At 71.6% G+C, this 23,259-nt stretch carries 30 protein-coding genes; 28 read left to right on the top strand and 2 right to left on the bottom strand.

Annotated features, from left to right (window positions below; genetic code table 11):
* Positions 1–95 precede the first annotated feature (95 nt).
* The 16 genes from ACCP09_RS22690 (at position 96) to ACCP09_RS22615 (ending at position 11,367) form a co-directional block, all read left to right on the top strand.
* Positions 96–800: a hypothetical protein gene (locus ACCP09_RS22690; protein ID WP_123686088.1), complete on the top strand. Its 705-nt coding sequence runs from the start codon at positions 96–98 to the stop codon at positions 798–800.
* A 61-nt stretch (positions 801–861) separates the two neighbouring features.
* Positions 862–2,358, top strand: coding sequence for a YHS domain-containing protein (locus ACCP09_RS22685; protein ID WP_027928916.1), 1,497 nt, complete (start codon positions 862–864; stop codon positions 2,356–2,358).
* 20 nt (positions 2,359–2,378) lie between these two features.
* Complete coding sequence (locus ACCP09_RS22680) at positions 2,379–2,633, top strand: toluene-4-monooxygenase system B family protein (protein WP_027928917.1); 255 nt, start codon at positions 2,379–2,381, stop codon at positions 2,631–2,633.
* 15 nt (positions 2,634–2,648) lie between these two features.
* Positions 2,649–2,981, top strand: a complete 333-nt coding sequence (locus ACCP09_RS22675; protein ID WP_228684539.1) for an MmoB/DmpM family protein — start codon at positions 2,649–2,651, stop codon at positions 2,979–2,981.
* Complete coding sequence (locus ACCP09_RS22670) at positions 2,978–3,964, top strand: toluene monooxygenase (RefSeq protein WP_433749895.1); 987 nt, start codon at positions 2,978–2,980, stop codon at positions 3,962–3,964. Before ACCP09_RS22675 ends, ACCP09_RS22670 begins: the two co-directional genes overlap by 4 nt.
* A 7-nt stretch (positions 3,965–3,971) precedes the next feature.
* Positions 3,972–5,000: a 2Fe-2S iron-sulfur cluster-binding protein gene (locus tag ACCP09_RS22665; protein WP_167499135.1), complete on the top strand. Its 1,029-nt coding sequence runs from the start codon at positions 3,972–3,974 to the stop codon at positions 4,998–5,000.
* Between the two features lie 13 nt (positions 5,001–5,013).
* Positions 5,014–5,349: a Rieske 2Fe-2S domain-containing protein gene (locus tag ACCP09_RS22660; RefSeq protein ID WP_123686090.1), complete on the top strand. Its 336-nt coding sequence runs from the start codon at positions 5,014–5,016 to the stop codon at positions 5,347–5,349.
* Positions 5,350–5,370: 21 nt separating this feature from the next.
* Positions 5,371–6,093 (top strand): 5-oxoprolinase subunit PxpA, encoded by a 723-nt coding sequence (pxpA, locus tag ACCP09_RS22655; protein WP_027928922.1) that lies wholly within the window; start codon positions 5,371–5,373, stop codon positions 6,091–6,093.
* A gap of 45 nt (positions 6,094–6,138) precedes the next feature.
* The gene (locus ACCP09_RS22650; protein ID WP_027928923.1) at positions 6,139–6,387 is read left to right on the top strand and encodes an acetyl-CoA carboxylase; all 249 of its coding nucleotides are present in this window, start codon (positions 6,139–6,141) and stop codon (positions 6,385–6,387) included.
* A complete protein-coding gene (locus tag ACCP09_RS22645; protein WP_433749888.1) occupies positions 6,384–7,748 on the top strand; it encodes an acetyl-CoA carboxylase biotin carboxylase subunit in 1,365 nt (454 codons plus the stop codon). The genes ACCP09_RS22650 and ACCP09_RS22645 overlap by 4 nt, the downstream gene beginning before the upstream one ends.
* Entirely contained in the window at positions 7,745–8,635 is an 891-nt protein-coding gene (locus ACCP09_RS22640) for a 5-oxoprolinase subunit B family protein (RefSeq protein WP_027928925.1), read from the top strand. The genes ACCP09_RS22645 and ACCP09_RS22640 overlap by 4 nt, the downstream gene beginning before the upstream one ends.
* Positions 8,625–9,590: a biotin-dependent carboxyltransferase family protein gene (locus tag ACCP09_RS22635; protein ID WP_433749885.1), complete on the top strand. Its 966-nt coding sequence runs from the start codon at positions 8,625–8,627 to the stop codon at positions 9,588–9,590. Before ACCP09_RS22640 ends, ACCP09_RS22635 begins: the two co-directional genes overlap by 11 nt.
* A 15-nt stretch (positions 9,591–9,605) precedes the next feature.
* Positions 9,606–9,791 (top strand): tautomerase family protein, encoded by a 186-nt coding sequence (locus ACCP09_RS22630; RefSeq protein ID WP_346056889.1) that lies wholly within the window; start codon positions 9,606–9,608, stop codon positions 9,789–9,791.
* Between the two features lie 3 nt (positions 9,792–9,794).
* On the top strand, positions 9,795–10,181 hold the full coding sequence (locus ACCP09_RS22625) for an SRPBCC family protein (RefSeq protein ID WP_027928928.1): 387 nt from the start codon (positions 9,795–9,797) through the stop codon (positions 10,179–10,181).
* Between the two features lie 29 nt (positions 10,182–10,210).
* Complete coding sequence (locus tag ACCP09_RS22620; RefSeq protein ID WP_433749882.1) at positions 10,211–10,567, top strand: hypothetical protein; 357 nt, start codon at positions 10,211–10,213, stop codon at positions 10,565–10,567.
* A 68-nt stretch (positions 10,568–10,635) separates the two neighbouring features.
* Complete coding sequence (locus ACCP09_RS22615; protein ID WP_433749879.1) at positions 10,636–11,367, top strand: SDR family NAD(P)-dependent oxidoreductase; 732 nt, start codon at positions 10,636–10,638, stop codon at positions 11,365–11,367.
* A gap of 2 nt (positions 11,368–11,369) precedes the next feature.
* Here ACCP09_RS22615 and ACCP09_RS22610 read toward each other — a convergent pair whose 3' ends face one another.
* Positions 11,370–12,566 (bottom strand): FAD-dependent oxidoreductase, encoded by a 1,197-nt coding sequence (locus ACCP09_RS22610; protein WP_433749876.1) that lies wholly within the window; start codon positions 12,564–12,566, stop codon positions 11,370–11,372.
* A 106-nt stretch (positions 12,567–12,672) separates the two neighbouring features.
* Between ACCP09_RS22610 and ACCP09_RS22605 the strand changes: the two genes are divergently transcribed.
* The 10 genes from ACCP09_RS22605 (at position 12,673) to ACCP09_RS22560 (ending at position 19,330) form a co-directional block, all read left to right on the top strand.
* Positions 12,673–13,278 (top strand): TetR/AcrR family transcriptional regulator, encoded by a 606-nt coding sequence (locus ACCP09_RS22605; protein ID WP_433749873.1) that lies wholly within the window; start codon positions 12,673–12,675, stop codon positions 13,276–13,278.
* 91 nt (positions 13,279–13,369) lie between these two features.
* A complete protein-coding gene (locus ACCP09_RS22600; RefSeq protein WP_433749870.1) occupies positions 13,370–14,008 on the top strand; it encodes a DUF6338 family protein in 639 nt (212 codons plus the stop codon).
* Entirely contained in the window at positions 14,008–14,148 is a 141-nt protein-coding gene (locus tag ACCP09_RS22595) for a hypothetical protein (RefSeq protein ID WP_167499136.1), read from the top strand. The genes ACCP09_RS22600 and ACCP09_RS22595 overlap by 1 nt, the downstream gene beginning before the upstream one ends.
* Positions 14,149–14,151: 3 nt before the next feature.
* Positions 14,152–16,263, top strand: a complete 2,112-nt coding sequence (locus ACCP09_RS22590) for a hypothetical protein (protein ID WP_433749867.1) — start codon at positions 14,152–14,154, stop codon at positions 16,261–16,263.
* Positions 16,181–16,963, top strand: a complete 783-nt coding sequence (locus ACCP09_RS22585; RefSeq protein WP_433749864.1) for a hypothetical protein — start codon at positions 16,181–16,183, stop codon at positions 16,961–16,963. Before ACCP09_RS22590 ends, ACCP09_RS22585 begins: the two co-directional genes overlap by 83 nt.
* Complete coding sequence (locus ACCP09_RS22580; RefSeq protein ID WP_433749979.1) at positions 16,891–17,610, top strand: CHAT domain-containing protein; 720 nt, start codon at positions 16,891–16,893, stop codon at positions 17,608–17,610. The genes ACCP09_RS22585 and ACCP09_RS22580 overlap by 73 nt, the downstream gene beginning before the upstream one ends.
* Before the next feature lie 40 nt (positions 17,611–17,650).
* Positions 17,651–17,854, top strand: a complete 204-nt coding sequence (locus ACCP09_RS22575; protein WP_027935544.1) for a CopG family transcriptional regulator — start codon at positions 17,651–17,653, stop codon at positions 17,852–17,854.
* On the top strand, positions 17,851–18,267 hold the full coding sequence (locus ACCP09_RS22570) for a type II toxin-antitoxin system death-on-curing family toxin (protein WP_433749860.1): 417 nt from the start codon (positions 17,851–17,853) through the stop codon (positions 18,265–18,267). The genes ACCP09_RS22575 and ACCP09_RS22570 overlap by 4 nt, the downstream gene beginning before the upstream one ends.
* Before the next feature lie 435 nt (positions 18,268–18,702).
* The gene (locus ACCP09_RS22565; RefSeq protein ID WP_433749857.1) at positions 18,703–18,933 is read left to right on the top strand and encodes a type II toxin-antitoxin system CcdA family antitoxin; all 231 of its coding nucleotides are present in this window, start codon (positions 18,703–18,705) and stop codon (positions 18,931–18,933) included.
* A complete protein-coding gene (locus ACCP09_RS22560; RefSeq protein ID WP_431878568.1) occupies positions 18,926–19,330 on the top strand; it encodes a type II toxin-antitoxin system VapC family toxin in 405 nt (134 codons plus the stop codon). The genes ACCP09_RS22565 and ACCP09_RS22560 overlap by 8 nt, the downstream gene beginning before the upstream one ends.
* A gap of 81 nt (positions 19,331–19,411) precedes the next feature.
* Here ACCP09_RS22560 and ACCP09_RS22555 read toward each other — a convergent pair whose 3' ends face one another.
* Positions 19,412–20,047 carry a hypothetical protein gene (locus ACCP09_RS22555; protein WP_433749853.1) on the bottom strand — a complete coding sequence of 212 codons (636 nt, stop codon included), beginning with the start codon at positions 20,045–20,047 and terminating at the stop codon, positions 19,412–19,414.
* A gap of 442 nt (positions 20,048–20,489) precedes the next feature.
* Here ACCP09_RS22555 and ACCP09_RS22550 point away from each other — a divergent pair, with 442 nt between their 5' ends.
* The gene (locus ACCP09_RS22550; protein ID WP_433749850.1) at positions 20,490–21,836 is read left to right on the top strand and encodes a DUF1932 domain-containing protein; all 1,347 of its coding nucleotides are present in this window, start codon (positions 20,490–20,492) and stop codon (positions 21,834–21,836) included.
* The gene (locus tag ACCP09_RS22545; RefSeq protein WP_433749847.1) at positions 21,836–23,257 is read left to right on the top strand and encodes a TRAP transporter large permease subunit; all 1,422 of its coding nucleotides are present in this window, start codon (positions 21,836–21,838) and stop codon (positions 23,255–23,257) included. Before ACCP09_RS22550 ends, ACCP09_RS22545 begins: the two co-directional genes overlap by 1 nt.
* The last annotated feature ends 2 nt before the right edge of the window (positions 23,258–23,259 follow it).

Genomic DNA, 23,259 nt, shown 5'->3' with positions numbered 1-23,259 from the left:
CGCCGCCGGGTTGTCCAAGATGCGCACTACCCGCCCCGCCGCACTTCGCCGAGTCTGTTCATCGCAAGACGTTCAACGGTGAACCAGGAGGCGAAATGGGCACGGCACTGCATCCGCCGCAGTTGGTGACCGGCTCCCGCACCCTCTACCTCGTCTGGGTGCCCGCGGATCCGGACGCCGTCGCCAAGCTGGTGCCCGAGGGGCTCAGCCCGGCCGGCGACTGTTCCTGCTACATCAACCAGTACGTCGTCGACGGCCCCGACCAGACCTCGGCCGTGGGAGCGGAATCCTTCGGCGCCTACTCCCTGACCTACCTCGGTGTCAACCTGTCCGGTTTGGACACCGAGGCCGGGGTGCCGGGGCGGTGGTGGACCCACTACTACAACAGCTCCGACGTGATGAGCCGGTACGCCAGGGAACACGGCGTCCCGGCGGGGGAACCCGGCCACACGACACTGACCCTCAGTGGCGACACCCTCGTCGCCACCACCCATCTGGACGGCAGGCCGGTCATCCGCACGACCGCGACGGTCACCGTGGGCACACCCCAGCGGGCCGCCGGGCAACTCCGGTACATCACCCGGCGCGACGGGGAGTTCCACAGCGGACGCTACGCCTACGTCGCCGATCTGGCCGAGCACTTCCAGGTGCGGTCCTTCGAGTTCCTCGACGAGAACCACCCGACCTACCAGCTGCGGCCCGCCGACCCCCTGCAGGTGACGTTCGGCTTCTACGCACCCTCCATGTCCTTCGTCTACCCCGGCGGCGAAGGTCCGCTGGGATCCGAGCACGGCAGCTGACCCGTCCGGCTGCCCGGCAACCCGCATCGACATCCGCCCCGACATCCCGAGGAGCAACAGCATGGCTCTGCTGGAACGCGCGCAGTGGTACGACATCGCGCGCGACACCGAGTGGACACCGCGGTACGTGACCCTGGCCGAACTCTTCCCGCCGGAGCTCTCCGGCGGGGAGGGGCTGCCCGACGAGATCTGGTCGACCTACGACGAGCCCTACAAGATCAGCTACCGCGAATACGTCGACATCCAGCGGCAGAAGGACGCCGGCGCCTATTCGGTCAAGGCCGCGCTCGAGCGCGCCGATCTGTACAACAAGGCCGATCCGGGGTGGATCTCCATCCTCAAGGAGCACTACGCCGCCGTCGCGCTCGTCGAGTACGGCGCCTCGTTCCAGGAAGCCCGCTTCATCCGCTGGTCCAAGGCCCCCGGCATGCGCAACATGGCGACCTTCGGCATGCTCGACGAGATCCGGCACGGCCAGATCCAGCTCTACTTCCCGCACGAATACGTCAGCAAGGACCGGCAGTTCGAGTGGTCCCACGCGGCGATGTTCACCGACAACTGGGTGACGCTGGGCGCCCGCCACTTCTTCGACGACGTCATGATGACCCGCGACGCACTGTCCACGTCGATCTTCGCCAACTTCTCGTTCGAGACCGGCTTCACCAACCTGCAGTTCATCGGCCTGTCCGGGGACGCCGCGAAGGCAGGCGACTTCACCTTCTCCAAGCTCATCCAGAGCATCCAGTCCGACGAGGCGCGGCACGCGCAGCTGGGCACCCCGCTGCTGCAGATGCTGATCGAGAACGGGCAGAAGGACGTCGCCCAGAAGAAGATCGACATCGCGTTCTGGCGGTCCTACCGGCTGTTCACGATCCTGTCCGGCATCCCGATGGACTACTACGTCCCGCTGGAGGTGCGCGAGGCCTCCTTCAAGGAGTTCATGGAGGAGTGGATCGTCACGCAGTTCATGCGGTCGCTGGAGGACCTCGGCCTGTCCAAGCCCTGGTACTGGGACATCTTCCTGCGGGACATCTCCGAGCACCACCACGGCCAGCACCTGGGCACCTACTCCTGGCGGCCCACCCTGTGGTGGAACCCGGCCGCGGGCGTCAGCCCGGAGGAACGGGACTGGCTGGAGGAGAAGTACCCGGGCTGGAACGACACCTTCGGCAAGGTGTGGGACGTCATGATCGACAACTTCGTGCACGGCCGGACCGACAAGACCGTCCCGGGCACGCTGCCGGTGATCTGCAACGTGTCCCAGCTGCCCATCGTCGGCACCCCGTCCCAGACGTTGCGCGACATCTCGATCGTCCACGAAGGACGCCGCTACCACTTCGCGTCCGAAGTGGACAAATGGATCTTCGAGGACGACCCCGAGCGCTACCGCCACCACAAGAACCTGGTCGACCGGTTCCTCGGCGGCGACATCCAGCCCGCCGACCTCGGCGGCGTCCTGGAGTACATGGGCCTGGGCACCGTCGGCCCCGGCGGCGACGACGCCCACGGGTTCGCCTGGGTGGAGACCTACCGCAAGCAACTCGCCAAGGCCGGCTGACACCCCAGGAGGACACCACGATGGCCGTGATCCCGCTCGCCGCGCACTTCCACGGCGACTTCGTCATCAAACTGCTGCCGGTCGACTCGGGCGACACGATGGACCAGGTGGCCGCCGCTGCCGCCGCCAACGCCGTGGGCATCCACGTCGCCGACCAGCCCGGCCGCACCCTGCGCGTCCGCAAGCAGGGCGCCGAAACGCCCTACCCCCGCACCACCACGGTCGCCGACTCCGGCCTGGAGCCGACCGAATGCGTCGAAATCTACTTCGAGTGAGGAGGACCGGTGAGCGTGACTGATCCCATCATCGACCCGGTCGGCCCGGTCCTCCAGACCGGCGAGGTCGCCAGGGCCGTGGCCGACGCGGCCGTGATCGACAACGCCGGACGGCGCGTCGACGTCCGCGACCGCGGCTCCTACGTGCGGATCGAGGTCGAGGGCGGGGAGTGCGTGCTGCGCCGCGCGACCATCGCCGAGGAACTCGGCCGCCCGTTCAAGATGTCCGAGCTCGAACTGATCATGCCCTCGTTCGTCGGGCGGATCGACACCAGCAGCGACGTCTACCGCTTCTACCACGGCCACCAGCAGGCCGCGAACACCGACCAGAAGGGGGCTCTCGCATGAGCGCGCCGCTGAAGCCACTCAAGACCTGGGGCCACCTCGCCGCCCGGCGCCGCAAGCCCAGCGAGTACGAGATCGTGTCCACCAACCTGCTGTGGCACACGCGCGACGCCGAACAGCCCTGGGACGTCGGGCACACCGGGTTCATGGCGGACTTCTACCGCAAGAACCGCAACGGCAGCCCGGTCACCCACCCGGACTGGAACGCCTTCCGCGACCCCGACGAGCTGGTCTACCGCACCTACAACATCCTCCAGGACGGCCAGGAGACCTACGTCGAGGGTCTGCTGGACCAGCACAACGCCGAGGGCCACGACAAGGGGCTCGCACCCGAGTGGGTCGCGACCCTCGCCCAGCTCTACACCCCGAGCCGCTACCTGCTGCACACCATCCAGATGGCCAGCGCCTACCTGGTCCACATGGCGCCCGCGAGCACCATCGCCAACTGCGCCGCCTTCCAGACCGCCGACCAGCTGCGGTGGCTGTCCAATGTGGCCTACCGGACGGCCGAGCTCAAGCTCGCCCATCCGAACGCCGGGTTCGGTGAGCGGGAACGCGAGCTGTGGGAGGAACTGCCCGCCTGGCAGGGGTTCCGGGAACTGATGGAGCGCCAGCTCACCACCTTCGACTGGGCCGAGGCGTTCGTCGCGCTGAACGTCGTGGCCAAGCCGGCGGTGGACGAGATCGTGCTGCGCCAGCTGGGTGTCAGCGCCCGCCGGCACGGCGACACCCTGCACGCGCTGCTCACCGAAGCCGCGCTGCGCGACAGTGAACGCTCCCGCCGCTGGACCGAGGCCCTGGTGCGGCACATGGCCGAGGTCGACGAGAACCTGCCGAAGCTCACGGAATGGGTGGACAAGTGGCAGCCGCTGGCCACGAAGGCCATCCGGGCCTATGGCGACGAGGTGGCCGAGAACGCGGAAGCCTCCGACAACGCCATCGCCGCGGTGCGGGCCTTCCAGCGGCACCTCGGGCTGGGGAACTGAGATCGCGATGACCGGACACCACGTCCTTGTCGAGGGGACCGGCGTTCGCTTCTCCTGCGCGGAGGGCGACACGCTGCTGCGTGCCGCCCTCCGCGCGGGAGTCGGGCTCAGCTACGAGTGCAACAGCGGTTCCTGCGGCAGCTGCCGGTACGAACTCGTCGACGGCGAGGTGCGGGACCGGCGGCCCGGCGCGCCCGGACTCACCGCACGCGACCGCCGCCGGGGACGTCGGCTGGCCTGCCAGAGCGAACCGCTGTCCGACTGCGTCGTGCGCGCTCCCGAGCCCGCCGAGGTGACCACCTACCGGCCGGTGACCCAGACCGCGCTGCTGAGCGCGGTGCGGCCGCTCACCCATGACATGTCGGAGTTCGTGTTCACCGCCGAGGAGCGCGCCGAGTTCGCGCCCGGCCAGTACGCGATGATCCACCTGCCCGACGGGCGGGTCGAACGTGCCTACTCGATGAGCAACCTGGGCAACAGCAGCCGGGAATGGAAGTTCGTCGTCAAGCGCGTCCCGGACGGGCAGGCGACGTCCATCCTGTTCGACAAGCTCGAGGTCGGGTCGGCCGTGGTGATCGACGGCCCCTACGGCCACGCCTACCTGCGGCCGGAACGCAACCGCGACATCGTGTGCGTGGCGGGCGGCAGCGGACTGGGCGCGATGATCTCGATCATCCTCGGCGCGGCCGCGCTCCCGGACGCCGTGGACCGCACGGCGCACCTGTTCATCGGCGGCCGGACCGAGGCGGACATCCACATCCCCGACGCGGTCCTCGTCGCCCGCCGCCGCCTGCGGGCGCTGCACGTCCGCACCGCCGTCTCGGCCGCCGACGGGTGCGACCCGCAGCCCGAGTGCGGCATCGCGCCCTTCCGCGGCTTCGTCCATGAGGCCGTCGTCGGCGCCCTCGGCGAGAACATCCGGGACTTCACCTACTACGCGGCGGGGCCGCCCGCGATGACCGACGCCCTCGCCAGGGCCCTCGTGGTCGAGGGCGGTTTGGCGGCCGACCACCTGTACTTCGACCGCTTCTGCTGAGAAAGGAACACCCATGGCTTTCGTTCGGGTCTGCAGCCTGGATGACGTCTGGGAGGGCGAGATGGAGTCCTTCGAGGTCGGCGATAAGGAGATCCTCGTCGCCCACCTCGACGGCGGTGACGTCGTCGCCACCCAGGCCATCTGCCCGCACCAGCAGGTCGAACTCGTCGACGGGGAGCTCGACAAGAAGACCCTGACCTGCAAGAGCCACCTGTGGACGTTCGACCTGACCACCTGCAAAGGCATCAACCCCGGACACGCCGAGCTGGCGCGCTACCCGGTCAAGCTCGACGGCGACGACATCTACATCGACCCCGACGGCGACACCCCCAAGGTCGCCCACTCCTGACGAGACAAGGAATCCGGCACAATGGTTGCGATCAACTGCGACATGGGCGAGGCCTACAGCATCTACCGCTGCGGCGACGACGAGGGCATCATGCCCTACATCACGGTCGCGAACGTGGCGTGCGGTTTCCACGCCGCCGACCCGGTCGTGATGCGCAAGACCGTCGCCCTCGCCAAGGAACACTCGGTGAAGGTGGGCGCGCACCCGTCCTTCCCGGACCGGGACGGGTTCGGGCGCCGCGAGATGAAGCTCGACCCGGAGGAGCTGACCGCGTCCGTGGTCTACCAGGTGGGCGCGCTCAACGGTTTCCTCCAGGGCGAGGGAATGCCGCTGAACCACATCAAACCGCACGGCGCGCTCTACGGGCTGGCGTCCCGGGACGAGTCGGTGGCCGCCGCCATCGCCGCCGCCGCCGACGTCTTCGACGTCCCGCTCATGGGGATGGCCGGCACGGTGCACGAAAAGGTGTGGGGCCGTCGGCCGCAGGGCTTCATCGCCGAGTACTACACCGACCTCGACTACCGCGACGACGGCTCGCTCATCATCACCCGCGAGCACATCGCCTACGACCCCGCCCTCGCCGCCGAACGCGCGGTCCGCGCCGTCACCGAAGGCGTGGCCACCTCCGTCAACGGCAAGGACATCCCCATGCGGGCCGACTGCATCTGCGTGCACTCCGACACGCCGGGAGCGGTCGACCTGGCCAAGAGCGTCTACGAGGCGCTCAAGCCGTACCTGAGCTGAAACCTCCCCACCCGTCCCATCAACGAGTCACAGCGAGGTGCTCCGATGACCCGACACGAGGTCCTGTCCCCGATCCCCGGCGTCTTCTACCGCAAACCGGACCCGGACAGCCCGGACTACGTCAAACCCGGCCAGCACGTCTCCGCCGGGGACACGGTGGGCCTGGTCGAGGTGATGAAGTCGTTCTACCCGGTGGAGGCAGGCGCCGAGGGAACCGTCGTCGACTTCGCCGCCGAGGGCGAGTCCGTCGTGGAGGCCGGGCAGGTCCTCGTGGTGCTCGAGGTCGAGTCGTGAAGCGCCTGCTGATCGCCAACCGCGGCGAGATCGCGGTGCGGATCATCCGGGCGGCCCGCGACCTCGGCATCGAAACCGTCGCGGTCGCCAGCGACGCCGACCGGCACGCCCAGCACGCCCTGCTCGCCGACACGGTCGTCAACATCGGCCCGGCCCCGGCCACCAAGAGCTACCTGGTGCCGGAGGCGATCGTGTCGGCGGCTCGGGACTCCGGCGCGGACGCGGTCCACCCCGGCTACGGGTTCCTGTCCGAACGGGCCGCTTTCGCGGCCGCGGTCGCCGACGCCGGCCTCACCTTCGTGGGGCCCGACGCCGACGTGATCGAGCAGATGGGCGACAAGGTGCGCGCCCGCCAGGTGGCGGCCGCCGCCGGGGTGCCCACCGTGCCGGGCACCCGGGACGGTGTCGCCGACGTCGCCGCCGCGGTCGCCGCCGCGCGCGAGACCGGGTACCCGGTGATGCTGAAGGCCGCCGCCGGCGGTGGCGGCCGCGGGATCCGCGTCGTGGCCGACGAGGCCGAACTGGTGGCCGCCTTCCCGCAGGCCTCCGGCGAGGCGGCCAGCGCCTTCGGCGACGGCCGGATGTACCTCGAACGGTTCGTCCGCAACGCCCGGCACGTCGAGGTGCAGGTCCTCGGCGACGGGACCGACGCGATCCACGTGTTCGAGCGGGAGTGCTCCCTGCAGCGGCGGCGGCAGAAGGTCGTCGAGGAGGCGCCCTCGCCGGGGATCGACGAGCGCATCCGCGCGGAGATGACCGCGGCGGCGGTCCGCCTGTGCCGCCAGGTCGGCTACCGCAGCGCGGGCACCTGCGAATTCCTGGTCGACGACGAGACCGGCGAGTTCTTCTTCATCGAGATGAACACCCGGATCCAGGTCGAGCACCCGGTCACCGAGTTGATCACCGGGATCGACCTGGTCGCCGAGCAGCTGCGCATCGCGGCGGGGGAGAAGCTCGGCATCCGGCAGAGCGACGTGACCGCGCGCGGGCACGCCGTCGAGTTCCGGGTGTGCGCGGAGAACCCGGACAAGAACTTCATGCCCGGCCCCGGCCGCATCGCCCACGTCCACCTGCCCGGCGGCCCGTGGGTGCGCACCGACACGTGGCTGGCGCCGGGCAGCCAGGTGTCGCCCTACTACGACTCCCTGGTGGCCAAGGTCGTGGTCTGGGGGCACGACCGGGCCACCGCGCTGGCGCGGTCCCGCCGGGCACTGTCCGAACTGGTCATCGACGGGGTGCCGAGCACCACGAGCCTGCTGCTGGAGTTGCTCGACGAGCCGTGGTTCGCCGACGGCAGCTTCGGCACCGGCACGCTCGAACAGTGGCTGGCCCAGCGCGCGGCGACGGGGGTGAGCGCATGAGCGGCGCCGCGGAAGCCCGCTACAGCTGGGGCGGTGACGAGCACATCTTCGTCGAGCTCGCCGAGTCGATGAGCCTGCGGGCCAACTTCCGCGCCATGGCGATCACGACGTCGCTGCGCGCGGACCGGCCCGACGGCGTGCTGGAGATCTGCCCGGCCAACGCCTCCTACCAGGTGCGGTACGACCCGGACGTCATCGAACCCGAGAAGCTCCTCGGGCACCTGCGCGACATCGAGCGGAAGGTCGGCGACGCCTCCGACTTCAGCCTCGCCACCCGCGTGGTCGAAATCCCCGTGCTGTACCGGGATCCGTGGACCACCGAGACGCTCATGCGGTTCCGCGACCGGCACCAGGACCCGGACGCCACCGACATCGAGTACGCGGCCAGGATCAACGGGCTCGCCGACGCCGACGAATTCATCCGCGTGCACTCCGGTTCCCCGTGGTTCACCTCGATGGTCGGGTTCGTGGCGGGACTGCCGTTCATGTACCAGATGGTGCCGCAGGAGCGTCAGCTCGTCGTCCCGAAGTACCTGCGCCCCCGCACCGACACCCCCAAGCAGACGGTGGGGCACGGCGGCTGCTTCGGGTGCATCTACTCCGTCCGCGGCGCCGGCGGGTACCAGATGTTCGGGATCACGCCCGCGCCGATCTACGACCCGTCGCAGTCCGCGCCGGACTTCGCCGACTTCATGGTCTTCTTCCGCCCCGGCGACATCGTGCGGTTCGCCCCGGTCGACCGGGACCGCTACGACGACCTGGTCGCCGAGGTCGAGGCCGGGACCTTCCGCATCCGTTCCCGGCCGGTCGACTTCGCGCTGAAACCGTTCCTGGACGACCCGGACGGTGTCAACACCCGCCTGCTGGAGGTGCTCCGTGCCGATTGAGGTGCGCAAACCAGGCCTGTCCACCACCGTCCAGGACACCGGCCGCAGCGGCTACTACGACGTCGGGATCCCGCCGTCCGGCGCGCTCGACCAGTACTCGCTTACGGTCGCCAACCAGCTGGTGGGCAACGAACCCGGCGCCGCCGCGCTCGAATGCGTCTACCTCGGGCCGGAACTGCTGTTCACCGAGGACGCCGTGGTGGCGATCACCGGCGCGGACCTGCCACCGCGGGTCAACGGGGAGGAGCGGCCGCTGTGGGAGGCGTTCCCCGTGCACGCCGGCGACGTCCTGGACTTCGGCTACGTCAAACGGGGCGCGCGGGCCTACCTGGCGGTCGGCGGCGGCATCGACGTGCCCGTCGTGCTCGGCAGCCGCTCCACCTACGGTCTCGGCAAGCTCGGCGGGGTGTCCGGCGGCCCGCTGGTGCCCGGCGACGTGCTGCCGATCGGGCCCGGCGGCGGGACCCCCGGACGGTCGCTGCCCGACGAGCTCAGGCCCGCCCTGGCCAAGGAGATCGAGGTCCGGGTCGTGATGGGCCTGTACAACCACGTGCTCACCGGCGCCGGACGGCGCGGCTTCCTCGACACGACCTGGACGCTGACCCCGGTCGCCGACCGCGTCGGATTCCGGTACCAGGGCGGCGAGCTGGAGACGGTCGACCGAACACCGCCGTTCGGCGCCGGACAGGACCCGTCGAACATCGTCGACGCCCCGTACCCGATCGGATCCATCCAGGTGCCGGGCGGGGTGGAGCCGATCATCCTACACCGGGACGCGGTGTCCGGCGGCGGCTACATGATGATCGCCACCGTCATCAGCTGCGACCTCGACCTGGTCGCCCAGTCCGCGCCGGGCACCCGCACCCGGTTCGTCGACGTCACCCTCGACGATGCGCTCGCCGCCCGCCGGGAGTACCGACAGCGGGGCCGTCGCGTCGCCGAACTCCTCGCCTAGAAAGGAAAAACCGCCATGCCACACGTCCGCATCGACTGGTTCCCCGGACGCACCGTGGAACAGAAGCGCGAGCTGGCCGAGGTGCTGACCCGCGAGATCTGCCGGATCGGCAAGTGCGCCCCGGACTCCGTGGGGATCGTGTTCACCGACGTGGCCACCGAGAACTGGGCCCGCGCGGGCAAACTCTTCGCGGACGGCTGAGCCGTGGCCACACTGCGCTCGCACGTGCTGGTCGACGCCGATCCCGACGCCGTCTGGAAGGTGGTCGGCGACGCGGCGAACATCGCCGACTGGTTCCCCGCGATGACCGCTTCCACCGGCGACGACACCCGCCGCACGGTCACCTTGCGCGACGGCGCGCGGCTGGAGGAGGAAGTGGTGACCCGCGACCCGGTGCTGCGGCGGTTCCAGTACCGGGTCGTCGGCGGCGACCTCGGCGTGGAGTCGCACCTGGGCACGGTCGACGTGATCGAGGTGCCCGGCGCGGGCTCGCTCGTCGTCTACAGCACCGAGATCGAACCCGCGTCGCTGGCCGGAGCGTTCGACGAGGCGATCTCCGAGGCGGTGGCCGGCTTGCCGGGGTTCCTGTGAGCCGGCCGGGTGCCGCGGAGTGCCGCCGCGTGTTCGGATGGCCGGTCCGGGGGTCCGATCTGGTCCTGGGAGCGGGTATCGGCGCGGCGGCCGTCCCACGGGCGCGGGCCGGGCAGGTGGTGGAGAACCTGGGACGCCAGGGCTGTCGCGCGGCGGCCCTGAGCGTCCCGCCGGTGGTGATCTTCCTGGCCGAGGCCGACGTCCTGCCCGGCGACCTGGACGGCCTGCCTGCCGACGTCCGGGTGCTCACCTCCGGCACCGCCATCCCGTTGCCGGGCGCGCCGGGGCCCGCGCGGTGGCTCGTACCGCCCGACCCGCGGCAGCGCTGGCTGCCGAGCCTGACCGCCGTCCTGGCCGCCGCCCGGGTGGCGAGCTACTGCCACTGACGGTGCCGACGAGCCGAACGGCGTGGCGCTTCCCGCGGGCGGCGGTCACGTAGCACGCTGGCGGCACCATGGCACGCATCTTCATCACCGGTTCCGCCGACGGCCTCGGCCGCCTGGCCGCCCAGACCCTGCTCGACGACGGGCACCAGGTCGTCCTCCACGCCCGCAACCACGCACGGCTCACCGCGGTGTCCGCGCTCATCGACCGGGGCGCCGAGGCCGTCACCGGGGACCTGTCCGATCCCGGGCAGACCCGCGGGGTCGCCGGGCAGGTGAACGCCCTCGACCCGGTGGACGCGGTGATCCACAACGCCGGCGTCTACACCGGCGCGCGCATCCTGCCCGTGAACGTCGTCGCCCCCTACCTGCTGACCGCGCTGATCCGGCGTCCGGCGCGGCTGATCTACCTCAGCAGCGGCATGCACCACGGCGGGCGGGCGGACGTGCGTGGCCGGGACTGGGCGGGCCGGCGCGCGACGGCGTCCTATTCGGACAGCAAGTTGTTCGTGACGGCGCTGGCGTTCGCGGTCGCCCGGCTGTGGCCCGGCGTGTCCGTGAACGCGGTCGACCCGGGCTGGGTGCCGACGAAGATGGGCGGCCCCGGCGCCCCCGACGACCTCCGCGAGGGGCACCGCACCCAGGAATGGCTCGCCACAAGCGACGACCCGCGCGCCCGCACCACCGGCGGCTACTGGTACCACCAGCAGCCGCGCGAGCCGCACGCCGCCGCCAGGGACGAGCGGTTCCAGGACGAGCTCGTGTCCGAGCTCGCGGCCTTCACCGGCACCCGCTTGGCGTAGAGCTAGACCGCCCGCTCCGCGCGGTCGATCTCGTCGAGCTGGTCGAGGATCTCGCCGGGAGAGGACTCGCCGACGACCTTCTGCAGCAGCGGCGTGTGGTCGAGGACGAGGTCGCGCAGGGCACGCAGCGGGCGCGGCGCGCGGTGGAACACCTTGCCCAGCAGCCACGCCTGCTGCGACTGCCGCGCCGTGTGCGGTTTGCGGGGCGTCTCGAACGCCTCCAGCGCGCGGCGCACCGCGGCGTAGTCCGACAGGTCAACCCCGGCCAGCCTGCGGCCGAGGAAGTAACCGTCCTCAATGGCCATTCCGGCGCCGTAGGCGGCGTAGGGCGAAGTCGGGTGCGCCGCGTCGCCGACGAGAGTGGCGCGGCCGCGCGACCACTGCTTCAACGGCTTGCGATCGCGCAGGACCCAGCGTTGCAGGTGCTCCGGCGGCGTGGCGGCGATCAGGCGCGGCAGCGGCTCGGCGAACCCGGCGGCCAGGGCGGTGGCGGTGGCATGCAGGTCCCCGGTGAACTCGGCGGCCGCGTCGTGCGCGGTGAGCACCCACCACTGGAATCCGTCGCGGCCCTGGTGCCGGATCGAGGTCCAGCTGCCCTGCACGGTGCGGTCGTGGGACACCACGCACAGGCCGCGTTCAGCGGTTGCGTCGAAGGTGTAGCCGCCGAAGATGTGCAGGTGGTGCTCCCGCTTCGGCGACTCGCCCCACAGGGTGCGCCGGACCAGCGAGTCGATCCCGTCGGCGCCCACCACCACGTCGGCCTCCAATACCTCACCATCGGCGAGAGCCACGGACACCCCGTTCTCATCCTGCTCGACCGTCTGAACAGGACAGTCCACGCGCAGGACACCGGGCGGGAGCGCGGCCAGCAGGCGCTCGTACAACGCGGGCCGGAGCAGCCCGATGAACCCGCCGCCGTAGTCGCGCACCACCTCGGCGGGCAGGTTTATCGACGCGCGGGTGCGGCCGGCGGCGGTGCGGAACTCCGAGTGGCACGACGCGCCCAGGTCGGTCACGTCGACGCCGAGCAGGCCCAGCGCCTTGATGGGCGGTGGCCACAGGTTGAGGATGTTGCCCGCCGGCCGGGCCCGCGGGTAGCGCTCCAGCAGGACGACGTCGTGGCCGGCCTGGCGCACGGACAGCGCGGTCGCCATCCCGGCCGGGCCGGCGCCGATCACGGCGACGCGGTGGGTGGTCATGGTCCGGCTCCTCGTCGAGTCGAAGGTCAAACCGTAGCGACCGCTACGATCTGACGGAAGAATGAAGTGCGCGCTACGCTTCTGTCAAGCTCGGGAGAGGAGAACAGTGGGCAGTCCGGTGATTCGCCCGCCGCGGCAGAAGCGCACCCGGGAGGCGTGGAACCGCGTGCTCGACGCGGGTGTCGCCCTGCTCGAAGAGGGCGGCTACGAGGCCTTCACCATCGCCGCGGTCTGCGAGCGGGCGGGCGTGGCGCCGCGGGCGCTCTACGACCGGGTCGACGACAAGGACGCGCTGTTCCTGGCCGTCTACGAGCACGGCATCGCCCGGATCCGGGCCGACCAGGAGGTGTTCACCGACGCCGGGCGCTGGGACGGGCTGGCCCCCGAACGGCTCGTGCGTGACGCGGTCGGCGAGCTCGACGGGATCTTCACCCGGCACGCGAAGTTCCTGCGGTCGGTGGTGCTCATCTCCGGCGCCGACGCCGAGATCCACCGCCGCGGCGCCCGGTACAGCCGGGAGGTGGGGGAGCGGTTCGCCGAGGTCGTCCTGCGCGCACCCGTGACGCACCCGGACCCGCCCGCGGCGGTCCGGCTGGTGTTCACGATGTTGTTCTCGACCATGGTGGTGCGGACCGCCTACGGACCGGAGTTCCCCGGCGGCCGGGACGGCCTGGACCTCGGCGACTTCGCCGTGCGGTACCTGCTGGGCTGAGCCGGCGCTCGGGAAACCCGGCGGTTCCGCGCCGCGCAGGGAGGCGTTGCCGCTAGCGTGATCATGCCGGCGCGAGCGAGGGGATGAGGCGATGCAGGCACCGTCGACGGTCGTGCAGCTCGTGCTGCTCGTCCTCCTCGTGCTGCCCGGCATCACCTACCAGTTCGTGCGGGAACGCCGGCGCGGGCCGGTGCCGGGGGAGCGCGACCTCGGCGAGCGCGTGCTGCGCGCCATCGTCGCCTCCATCGCCCTCGACGCCGCGTACGCGATGGTCGCCGGGCCCGCGCTCGTCCGCCTCGCCAAGGGCACCGGGCCTGGCGACTGGACCGGCTTCACCCAGCAGCCCCGCCTCGTCGGCGCGGTGGCCGTGCTGCTGTTCCTCGTCGTCCCGGCGCTCGCGGCCGCCGCCGTGTCGCTGGTGGAACGCCGCCGTCGCGGCTCGCGATACCTGCGCACCCCCACCGCCTGGGACCACGCCTTCCGCGACCGCGAACCGTGCTTCATCCGCGTCCGCCTCAAGGACGGCAACTGGGCGGGCGGCTGGTACGGCCACCGCTCCTACGCCTCCTCCTACCCGCACCCGCCCGAGCTGTACCTCGAATCGGCGCGCGTGATGGGCCCGGACGGCACCTTCGGCGCGCGCGTCCAGGGGACCGCGGGCCTGCGGCTGCGGGCGGAGGACTTCGACGTGCTCGAGTTCGTCGAACCAGGCCAGGGAAAGGAGAACTGATGGAGCACGAACTCACGCCCGAGGAGGCGGAGATCCTGCGCACGAGCGTGTCGCGTGGTTACACGCCCAAGCGCGAGGTCACCGAACCCGACGAGCCGCCCGCCGGATCCGCGGGCACCTCGCAGGCCGCCGAGGACTGACCCGTGACCGGCTGGGGGGAGCGGTTCTGGGACGCGTTCCGGGTGGCCCGGCACAGCCCGGACCCGGCCTCGGTCCAGACGGCGATCGAGTACGGCCGCAAGGCGCTCGCGACCGTGGACGGCGACGAGCGCACCACGTACCTGTCCAACCTGGGCGGCCTGTTGCAGACCCGGTTCCACCAGACCGGCGACCTGACCTACCTGCAGGAAGCCGTGGACGGGCTGATGGAGGCGGTCCTGCTGTCGGCGGACCGCCCGGTCGAGGAAGCCTCCCACGCCAACAACCTCGGCATCGTGATGCACACCGCGTTCCAGCACAACCAGAACCCGGACACGCTGGACGAGGCGGTGTGGTGGAGCCGGCGCGCAGTCGACGGCGCGGCGCCCGAGGACAAGGCCGACTACCAGGACAACCTCGTCGTCGCGCTGCTGACGGTCTTCACCGCCACCGGCGACGAGTACGCGCTGCGGGAAGGCATCCAGCAAGCCCGGGACGCGGTGCGCAACGCGCCGGACGACGAGATCACCAGCCGCAGCCTGCACTTCCTCGCAGTCCTGCTCCGCCGCTGGTTCACGCACACCGGCGATCCCGCGGTCCTGCCCGAAGCCCTCGACGCGGCGCGGCGCGGCGTCGAGCTCACCCCAGCCGGCTCGGCCGAGCAGCTGGACCGTCTGGCGTTCCACTGCCAGCTCCTCGACGACCGCCACCGCCTCACCGGCGCCCGGGACGACCTGGCCGAGCTGCTCGAAGCCCGCACGACCCTGCTCGCGCTCACCCCGCCCGGCGACCCGCGGTACTCGCGGTTCTCCACGAACCTGCTGTTCACGCAACGTGCCTGGACCGCGCTCACCGGCGAGCCCGCCGAACCGGTGAGCAGCGGGAGCCTGGCCGAGCGCGCCGGGGTGGAGGCCGAGACGTGCGGGATGCTCGCCGCCGAGTTCGGCCGGACCCGGAACCCGGAACTGCTGGAACGCGCCATCCGGCACGGCCGCTCCGCGATCGCCGCCACCCCGGCCGGGCACCCGCACCGGGCCGAGCGGCTGGACCACCTCGCCGCGGCGCTGGCCCAGCGCGGCGAAGCGTTCGGCGACCTGGACTCGCTCACCGAATCCGCGGCGCTGCAACGGGAAGCGGTCCGGTACGCGCCGACCGCGGATCCGCGGCGGCCCCAGTACCTGGGCAACCTCGTCGTCGCCCTGAACGCGCTGTTCCTCGCCACCGGCGAGCTCGCACCGCTGACCGAGGCGATCGACGCCGCCCGTGAAGCCGTCGCGACGACGGCCGGGCACCCCCACCATCCGGTGCTGCTCGCGAACCTCGCCGCGACCCTGCACCGCCGCTTCCGCGTCACCGGCGAGCTGCGGATGCTGACCGACGCGCTCGACGTCGCGCGCGAATCCGTCCGCCTCGGCGCCGGCCGCGTGGCCGGGCACGCCAGCCACCTGGGCAACCTCGCCACCATGCTGTCCGACTGGTTCGAGCGGACCGGCCGGGCCGAAGCGCTCGACGAGGCCATCCGCGTCCACCGCGCCGCCGTCGACGCCACCGCGGCGGACGACCCCGACCGTGCGCTGCGCCTGGCGAACCTGGGTGGCGTCCTGGGCACCGCCTACGCCCGGTTCGGCGACCAGACCGCCTTGCGCGACGCGATCGCCGCCCGCCGCGCGTCGGTGGCCGCGGCCGCCGAGGGCAGCCCGGAGCGAGCCGGTTACGTCACCGGCCTCGCCGGTGCGCTGCACGACTGGTTCGCGCGCCCCGGCGCCGGTGAGGAGGACCCGGCGATCCTCGACGAGGCCGTCGCACTGGCGCGCGAAGCCGTGCGGGCGCGGGAGGGTGAGTCGTTCTCGCGGACGACGACGCTGAGCACGCTGGCCGACGCGCTGCGGCTGCGGTTCCGGCGGTTCGGCGACCGGGACGCGCTCGCCGAGGCGCTCGCCGTGTATCGCGAGGCCGCGCTGTTCGCCGGATCCCCCACGGTCCGGCGGGTGGAGGCGGCCGACAGGTGGGGGGGAGCTGGCCGCCGAGGGCGGGTTGCCCGCGTCCGCGGCCGAGGGCTACGCCGTCGCGGTCGGTCTGCTGCCCCAGCTCGCCGGCCGCCGGCTCGACCGGGGTGACGCCCAGTACTGGCTGGGCCGGTTCGCCGGGCTCGCGGCCGACGCCGCCGCGTGCGCCCTCGACGCGGGCGACCCGGAGGGCGCGGTGACCATGCTGGAGTCCGGCCGCTGCGTGCTCGCGGCTCAGGCGCTCGACAGCCGCGGCGACCTGTCCGAGTTGCGGGAGCGGTCGCCCGAGCTGGCGGCGGAGTTCGAGGCGCTCGGCGCGGAGTTCGAAACCGACACCAGCCGGGACCGCCTCGCGCTCGCCGGGGAACTGGAGGAGCTGGCCGCGCGGATCCGGGAACTGCCCGGGCTGGACCGGTTCCTGCGGCCGCCGTCGCTCGCCGACCTGACCGCGCAGGCGCACGAGGGTCCGGTCGTCTACGTCAACGTGAGCGGCTACCGGTGCGACGCGGTGATCCTCACCCCGGACGGCGTGCAGGTCCGGCCGCTGCCTGACCTGAGTTCAGAGGCGCTGCGGCAACGGGTGCGTTCGTTCCGCGCCGCGCTCGCTGCGGAGCCGGACTCGCGGTTGTTCGCCGAGCGCACGATCCACGAGACGCTGGAATGGTTGTGGGACACCGTGGCGGGCCCGTGCTGGACTCGCTCGGTGCGGCGTCGCGGATCTGGTGGGCGCCGGTCGGGGTGCTCAGCCTGTTGCCGCTGCACGCCGCCGGTCACCACCGCGACGGCGGTCCCACGGTGGTGGACCGGGTGATCTCGTCGGTGACGCCGACGGTCCGGGCGCTGGCCCACGCGCGGGCTCAGGGACGGGGAGGTGGCGACCGGCTGCTCGTGGTCGCGATGCCGTCCACACCGGACGGTCCCGACCTGCCCGGCGCCCAGGCCGAAGCGGAATTCCTCGCTGCCCGGGTGGCCGGCGCCACGGTGCTGACCGGCCGCGACGCCACCCGGGAAGCTGTGCTGGACGCGCTGCCGAGCGCCGGCTGGGTGCACTTCGCCTGCCACGGCTACAGCGACCCGGCCAACCCGTCGGACAGCCACCTGGTGCTGCACGGTCAGGCGCCGTTGCGGGTGGTCGACGTGTCCCGCCTCCGCCTGTCCGGCGCGCAGTTCGCATACCTGTCGGCCTGCGACACGGCCCGCACGACGGAAACCCTGTCCGACGAGGCGATCCACCCGGCGGCGGCGTTCCAGATCGCCGGATTCGCACAGGTGGTGGGCACGTTGTGGCGGGTCGACGACGCCGTCGCGCCGTCGCTGACGCAGCAGATCTACACCGACCTGCTCTCGTCCGGAGCCCAAACCGCGGCCGCGGCGGTGCACCGGACGATCCGCGCGCTACGGGACCGGTACCCGAACCTCCCATCCCTCTGGGCAGCCCACGTCCACTTCGGCGCCTGACAGCAAACGATCTTGATACCAGACTGGTATCATGGACAGCATGGCGATGACACTGCGCTTGACGGAGGAGCAGGAGCGCGCGCTCGCGATGCTCGCGGAGGCTCAAGGCGTGAGCAAGCACGAGGCAGTGGTGCGTGCTATTGGTGAAGCCGCGGCGCGCCGGGTTCGGGATGATCGGGTGCGCGCCCTGTCCGAGGAGGGACGAAGCCGGTACGCCTCGTTGCTCGACCGGCTGGCCCAGTGAGGATCGACTACCTCGATCTGGAGGACCTGCTCGCTCTCGCATCGGATCTGGGAGTGCCGAAGGTGCGGGATGCGGGCCTGCTGGACTCCGCGGCGCACCGCCCGAAGGTGTCGGTGATGGGGCAGGACGCCTACCCCGGCCTCCATGAGAAGGCTGCGGTCCTGCTCGAGTCGATCGTGCGCAACCATCCGCTGATCGATGGCAACAAGCGGCTTGGCTGGATGGCCGTCTTCGTGTTCTACGGTCTGAACGGTCTCGATCTCGATGCGCCCGAGGACGAGGCGTACGACCTCGTCATCGGGGTTTCCACGGGTGCGGTCCAGTATGCGGAGGCCGCGGAGCGGTTGGCCCGATGGACCCGGCCTGACCTCGCTCCGCCGCGTGGTCCCGCCGACTTCCGCTTCGAAACCTGACTGCGGTTCGCGGAACCTGGTCAACCGTCCCGTGCGCCGCGCACCCGCCTCGGTGTGCAGCGCACCAGTCCGGCTTGATGCGGATTCCGCAGGCGTACACCCACATGTGCTCGTCCTCCTCCCCCTTCTCGCCACGCGGCGGCAGGACCCGGACCACCCAGCCGCGCCAGTCCTCGGTCGGTTTGTTCTTGCAGGCGCCGCGCGAATAGAGCGGCATGTACCTGCTGCTGTTCGGTGCGTTTTCGGCGCATTCCCAGCCGCCCCCGGTGAGGGCGTACCCCTCGTCGACGCACACTGTCTCGTCCTGATCGAACTTGCCCCGCTTCCAGCGCCGCGGCGTTCTGGCCGCCCAGCAGACGTGTCCCGGATCCCGCGCCCGGTTGCGAAATCGCCGATGATCATGAGCGACGCCTGGCATGTGTGTATAGTGTGTGTATGGCGAGGTTGAACGTCTATGTGCCCGATGAGCTGGCAGAACGCGCCAAGGCTGCGGACCTGAACGTATCCGCGCTGGTGCAGGCGGCGATTGCGGACGAGCTGCAACGCCGCGCCACGGACGCCTGGCTGGACGCCCTCCCGTCGCCGCGGAGAACAGTCTCGCACGAGGCTGCTGTCGAGGCCTTGGACGGCGCCCGCGCGGAGCTGGCCGGTGCCGAGGATGAGTGACGCGCCGGCGGAGATCGCGGTCCTGGACGCGTCGGTGCTCGTGGACTTGCTGGCCGGCACCGACTACGCCGCCGCCGCGAAGAAGCGGCTCGCCGGTACCGTCCTGCACGCGCCGGCGCACCTGGATGCCGAGGTCCTGTCCGCGCTGGGACGACTGGAGCGCGCCGGGGAGCTGCCTGCTTCCGAGGTCGACGTGGCGCTGAACGCGTTGGCCACGATCCCCCTCACGCGGCATCCGGTCGTCGAACTCGCCGCCGGGGCCTGGGCGCGCCGGGCGGACCTCCGTCTCGCTGATGCGCTCTACGTCGAACTCGCCGCGCGCCTGCACGCCCGGGTTATCACGACCGATCACCGTCTCGCCCGGGCGACCTCCCTGGCCGAAGGGATCAGCCGGTAGTCGACCCGCCACGGGACTGAGCCAGCGCGACCCCTGCCAACGGTCCTCGACGGCTACGCGCCGACAAAGCGTCCTCGCGTTCTAGACGTTCGTCGGGCAAGCCCCGGTCGCCGCAGTGATCGGGGCCTCCTCGTAGGCCTGCACCGGTGTCGTGCAGCCGGTGGGCACCAGGTGGTCGTCCTGCTGTACGTAGGTCACCCAGTACAGCGGCGCGAGCGCGAAGCTGGGCTCGTAGGTGCTCTGCCGCACCGCCGCGTCCGGCAGGCCGTCGCCGTTGAGGTCCCGCACGTCGGCCGCGACGCCCTCCACCGCGGTGTCCACCACCGTGATCTTCGTGTCCACCCGCAGCGCCGCGACGGCGGCGGAGTGCGCGCCGAACTCGAACGCGACGGCACACCGCCCCGCGCCGCAGAGGCCGGCCGTCACCCGCTCGTAGGGTTGCCCGTCGCTGCCGCGAACCTGCGTCGTGTCGACGAGGTTTGCGCCGTCCCAGTACGCCAGCACGTTGCCGCCGACTCCGTGCAGCCCGTCCAGCCGGTGCCCGCCCGGCAGCGCGGCCGAGAACATCGTCTCGCAACCCTGTTCGCAGCCCGGCACAACCGGCGGCGGCCCGGCAACCGGCGGTGCCGCAGGCCTCGTCATCTCAGCGGCCGACGGGATCGCCAACGTCAAGACGCCCAGCAAGGCCAGCATGCAGCGGCGAAGCCCCCTCTTCATGTGCTCCATTGTGACGCGCTACGGACGGGGCCTGCATGGCGGTGCGCTGGCGGGCGCTGGGACGGCTGGAGCGTGCCGGGGAGCTGTCCAGATCGGCTGCGTCCGACAACGGTCTGCCCGGGCTTTCCCTCTGCGCCGGCAGCAAGTCCTCGATCCGGACACCGCGAGACGCGAGGTGTCGAACCGTTCTTCGGAAGCAGTGGGCGGCCCGCGTCCACATCGGACAGTGATTGACGTGCGGCCGACTCGCCGGCGGTAGGCAAGGTCCCGGGGGTGAGCCGCTCGAGCACGCCGCCGACGGCGCCGCCGTGAGGCGCGCCGCCTTCCGTGGTCGGCGCGGCGGCCCGGCGCGGCTCACCGTTGACTCCTCTCCCATCTTGTGGCAATACTATCCGCACAACGAGATGACTTACCACTGTGTGGAAACCTGCAAGGAGGCAGAATGCGGATGTCGGTGCTGGGGCTCGGCGAGGCCGGGACGCTGTACGCGGCCGGCCTTGTCGCGCGCGGCTGGACCGTGGCGGGGTACGACCCCGCCGACAACGCGACGCCGGCGGGCGTGGAACGCGCGGACACTCCGGAGGAGGCGGTCCGTGACGCGGACGTGGTGCTCAGCCTGGTGGGCGGGCGCGCCGCGGTCGAAGCCGCGCAGTCGGTCGCGCCGTTCCTGCCGCCCGCGGCCGTGTACGTGGACATGAACGCGGCCGCGCCCGAGGTCAAGCGCACGATCGCGGGAATGGTGGGCGAGAGCCGGTTCGCCGACGTGGCGGTGATCGGGCCGGTGCCCGCCCACGGCGCCGCCACCCCGGTGATCATTAGCGGTCACGCCTCCGCCCGGGCCGCCGCGACCTTCGAGCAGCTGGGTGCGCGCGTGGACGACATCGGGGGAGCACCCGGTGCGGCGTCGGGCCGCAAGTTGCTGCGCAGCACCTTCATGAAGGGCCTGGGCGCGCTGATCGTGGAATCGGTCCTGGCGGGTCGCGCGGCGGGCGCGGAGGACTGGGTTCGTGAGCAGATGGCCCGCGAACTGTCCGGCGGAGACGCGGCGGTGAACCGGCTGCACGACGGCACGCTCAAACACGCCGCCCGGCGCGCTGGTGAAGCCGACGCGGCCGCGGCGCTGCTCGATTCGCTCGGGGTGCTGCCGGTGATGACCCGGGCCACCGCGGAGGTGCACCGCGGCCGCGCGGACGCCGCGCTCGCCCCGGCCGAGGACCTGTGGCCGGAGTTCGAGGGACTCGCCGTCGCCAACATCGGCGACGCACGCGATCGTATGGGCATGCTCGATGGCGGAATCCGCGCCCTGTGGAAGGGCGCTCGAGTGGTCGGGCGCGCCCGCACGGTGTGGGTGCCCCACGGCGACAACCTGGCGGTGCACCGGGCGATCGCCTGCTCACGGCCGGGTGACGTGCTGGTCGTCAACGGTGGCGGCGACACCAGCCGGGCGCTGCTGGGCGAGCTGATGGCCGAGCGCGCCAAGCGCCGCGGGGTCCGGGGCATCGTGGCCGACGGGGTGCTGCGCGACGTGAGCGAACTGGAGAAGATCGGCTTCCCGGCGTGGGCCCGCGGCGCCTGCCCGGCCGGACCGTACAAGAACGGCCCGGGCCAGGTGGACGTGCCGGTCGCGGTCGGCGGGGTGGTCGTGCGGCCCGGCGACGTGGTCGTCGGCGACGACGACGGCGTCATCGTGATCCCCGCGGCCGAGGCCGCGGCCAGCCTCCTCGGGGGCCGCGCCGTGGAAGCCGACGAGGCGCAGCGCCGCGCCGCGATCCTCGCCGGGACCGCGTGATGGCCGGGGTGTGGGCACTGCTCGCGTTCGTCGCGGTGATCATCGTGTGGAACGCGGTGTTCAAGCGCAACATCGGTGAGGCGATGATCCTCGGGTTCGTGGTCGTGTGCGGGTTCGCGGTGTTCGGCGGCACCGAGGACGGCGGATCCGCGTGGTCGGCAATCGAGCACGCGGTGGTCGACTCGATGCAGGAGGAGGTCACCTTCGCCGGGCTGGCCTTCGTGTTCATGTCCTACCTGCTCGCCAAGACCCCGGTGCTGGACAAGCTGATCGACCTGCTCAACTCCGTCCTCGGGCGCCTGCGTGGCGGCCCGGTCTACACGGCGACCGTCGCCGGGGGCATCTTCGGTGCGATCGCCCACGTCGGCGCCGCCGTCACGGCCGCGGTCGGTTCGGTGACCGTGCCGTGGATGAAACGGTCCGGCGTCAAGCCCGAACTTGCCGCCACCGTGGTCGCCGGCGGCGCCGGGATGGGCGTGACGTTCCCGTTCTCGGCCACCATGTTCATCCTCGTCGGCGGGCTCGCCGCGCAGGGCATCATGCAGGCCGACGAGATCGTCAAACCCCTCGCCATCGCCGGACTGTGGTGCCTGGGCTACCGGATCGTGCTGTCGTGGTTCCTGATCCGGCGCAACGGCATCGAACCGATCGCCGAGAGCGACCGGATCCCGTTCTGCCGCAGCCTGCGTTCCGGATGGACCTCATTGCTGCTGTTCCTGCCGATTCTCGTCCCGCTGCTGCTCACCCGCGGCCCGGTCGCCGAAGCGCTGGGCACCTACTCCGGCGTCGGCGAGGCCCTGAAGAAGCCCGTCGCACTCGCCGACGGCACCAAACTGCCCGCGCAGCCCTACTCGATGCCGGACGTGATCAGCCTGATCACCTGGATCCCGGTGCTGATGATCGCGCTGGTGCTGTTCCTCGGCCGCAAGCACCTGCCCCGCACCGCCTCCGGGTGGTGGTCGGTCATCGGCAAGGCGGCGCCGTCCTTCGGCGTCATCGGCATCACCATCGTCGCCGCGTTCTCCGCCTCCAACGTCCTGGCCGACCTCGGCCTCGCCGGGCAGCTGGAGACCGTGCTGTCCGGGCTCGACGCGCCCGCGTGGATCATGGCCATCGCGATCGGTGTGATCATCGTGGCCATCGCGATCCCGCTCACCGCGAGCGCGACCATGGCCGCGGTGGGGCCCGTCGCGGTGGCCGCCCTGGTCGGCGCCGGCGTTCCCGCACCGATCGCCGCGGCCGCGGTCCTGATCTTCGCCTCGACCGAGGGAGCGTCGCCGCCCTCCGGCGCGCCGATCTACGTCGCGGCCGGCATCGCCCGGGTCGACCCGGTCAAGACCTTCCTGCCCCTGCTCAAGTACTACTGCCTGCCCATCCTCGCCCTCGGTGTCGGCATCGCCGTCGGTGTCCTCCCCGTCTGACG

Source organism: Amycolatopsis sp. 3B14, assembly GCF_050958625.1.
GTDB classification, from domain to species: Bacteria; Actinomycetota; Actinomycetes; order Mycobacteriales; family Pseudonocardiaceae; genus Amycolatopsis_E; species Amycolatopsis_E thermoflava.
The sequence above is the reverse complement of the archived record's forward strand: the minus strand, read 5'-3'. Positions and strand labels throughout refer to the sequence as shown.

What these genes read in the sequence shown, in the direction of transcription:
- ACCP09_RS22640 (WP_027928925.1), top strand. Translation starts at nt 7,745, where the DNA reads ATGAGCGGCGCCGCGGAAGCCCGCTACAGCTGGGGCGGTGACGAGCAC.
- ACCP09_RS22560 (WP_431878568.1), top strand. Translation starts at nt 18,926, where the DNA reads ATGAGTGACGCGCCGGCGGAGATCGCGGTCCTGGACGCGTCGGTGCTC.
- ACCP09_RS22690 (WP_123686088.1), top strand. Translation starts at nt 96, where the DNA reads ATGGGCACGGCACTGCATCCGCCGCAGTTGGTGACCGGCTCCCGCACC.
- ACCP09_RS22685 (WP_027928916.1), top strand. Translation starts at nt 862, where the DNA reads ATGGCTCTGCTGGAACGCGCGCAGTGGTACGACATCGCGCGCGACACC.
- ACCP09_RS22595 (WP_167499136.1), top strand. Translation starts at nt 14,008, where the DNA reads ATGGAGCACGAACTCACGCCCGAGGAGGCGGAGATCCTGCGCACGAGC.
- ACCP09_RS22545 (WP_433749847.1), top strand. Translation starts at nt 21,836, where the DNA reads ATGGCCGGGGTGTGGGCACTGCTCGCGTTCGTCGCGGTGATCATCGTG.
- ACCP09_RS22575 (WP_027935544.1), top strand. Translation starts at nt 17,651, where the DNA reads ATGGCGATGACACTGCGCTTGACGGAGGAGCAGGAGCGCGCGCTCGCG.
- ACCP09_RS22680 (WP_027928917.1), top strand. Translation starts at nt 2,379, where the DNA reads ATGGCCGTGATCCCGCTCGCCGCGCACTTCCACGGCGACTTCGTCATC.
- pxpA (WP_027928922.1), top strand. Translation starts at nt 5,371, where the DNA reads ATGGTTGCGATCAACTGCGACATGGGCGAGGCCTACAGCATCTACCGC.
- ACCP09_RS22615 (WP_433749879.1), top strand. Translation starts at nt 10,636, where the DNA reads ATGGCACGCATCTTCATCACCGGTTCCGCCGACGGCCTCGGCCGCCTG.
- ACCP09_RS22565 (WP_433749857.1), top strand. Translation starts at nt 18,703, where the DNA reads ATGGCGAGGTTGAACGTCTATGTGCCCGATGAGCTGGCAGAACGCGCC.
- ACCP09_RS22670 (WP_433749895.1), top strand. Translation starts at nt 2,978, where the DNA reads ATGAGCGCGCCGCTGAAGCCACTCAAGACCTGGGGCCACCTCGCCGCC.
- ACCP09_RS22660 (WP_123686090.1), top strand. Translation starts at nt 5,014, where the DNA reads ATGGCTTTCGTTCGGGTCTGCAGCCTGGATGACGTCTGGGAGGGCGAG.
- ACCP09_RS22630 (WP_346056889.1), top strand. Translation starts at nt 9,606, where the DNA reads ATGCCACACGTCCGCATCGACTGGTTCCCCGGACGCACCGTGGAACAG.
- ACCP09_RS22665 (WP_167499135.1), top strand. Translation starts at nt 3,972, where the DNA reads ATGACCGGACACCACGTCCTTGTCGAGGGGACCGGCGTTCGCTTCTCC.
- ACCP09_RS22555 (WP_433749853.1), bottom strand. Translation starts at nt 20,047, where the DNA reads ATGAAGAGGGGGCTTCGCCGCTGCATGCTGGCCTTGCTGGGCGTCTTG.
- ACCP09_RS22550 (WP_433749850.1), top strand. Translation starts at nt 20,490, where the DNA reads ATGCGGATGTCGGTGCTGGGGCTCGGCGAGGCCGGGACGCTGTACGCG.
- ACCP09_RS22650 (WP_027928923.1), top strand. Translation starts at nt 6,139, where the DNA reads ATGACCCGACACGAGGTCCTGTCCCCGATCCCCGGCGTCTTCTACCGC.
- ACCP09_RS22600 (WP_433749870.1), top strand. Translation starts at nt 13,370, where the DNA reads ATGCAGGCACCGTCGACGGTCGTGCAGCTCGTGCTGCTCGTCCTCCTC.
- ACCP09_RS22610 (WP_433749876.1), bottom strand. Translation starts at nt 12,566, where the DNA reads ATGACCACCCACCGCGTCGCCGTGATCGGCGCCGGCCCGGCCGGGATG.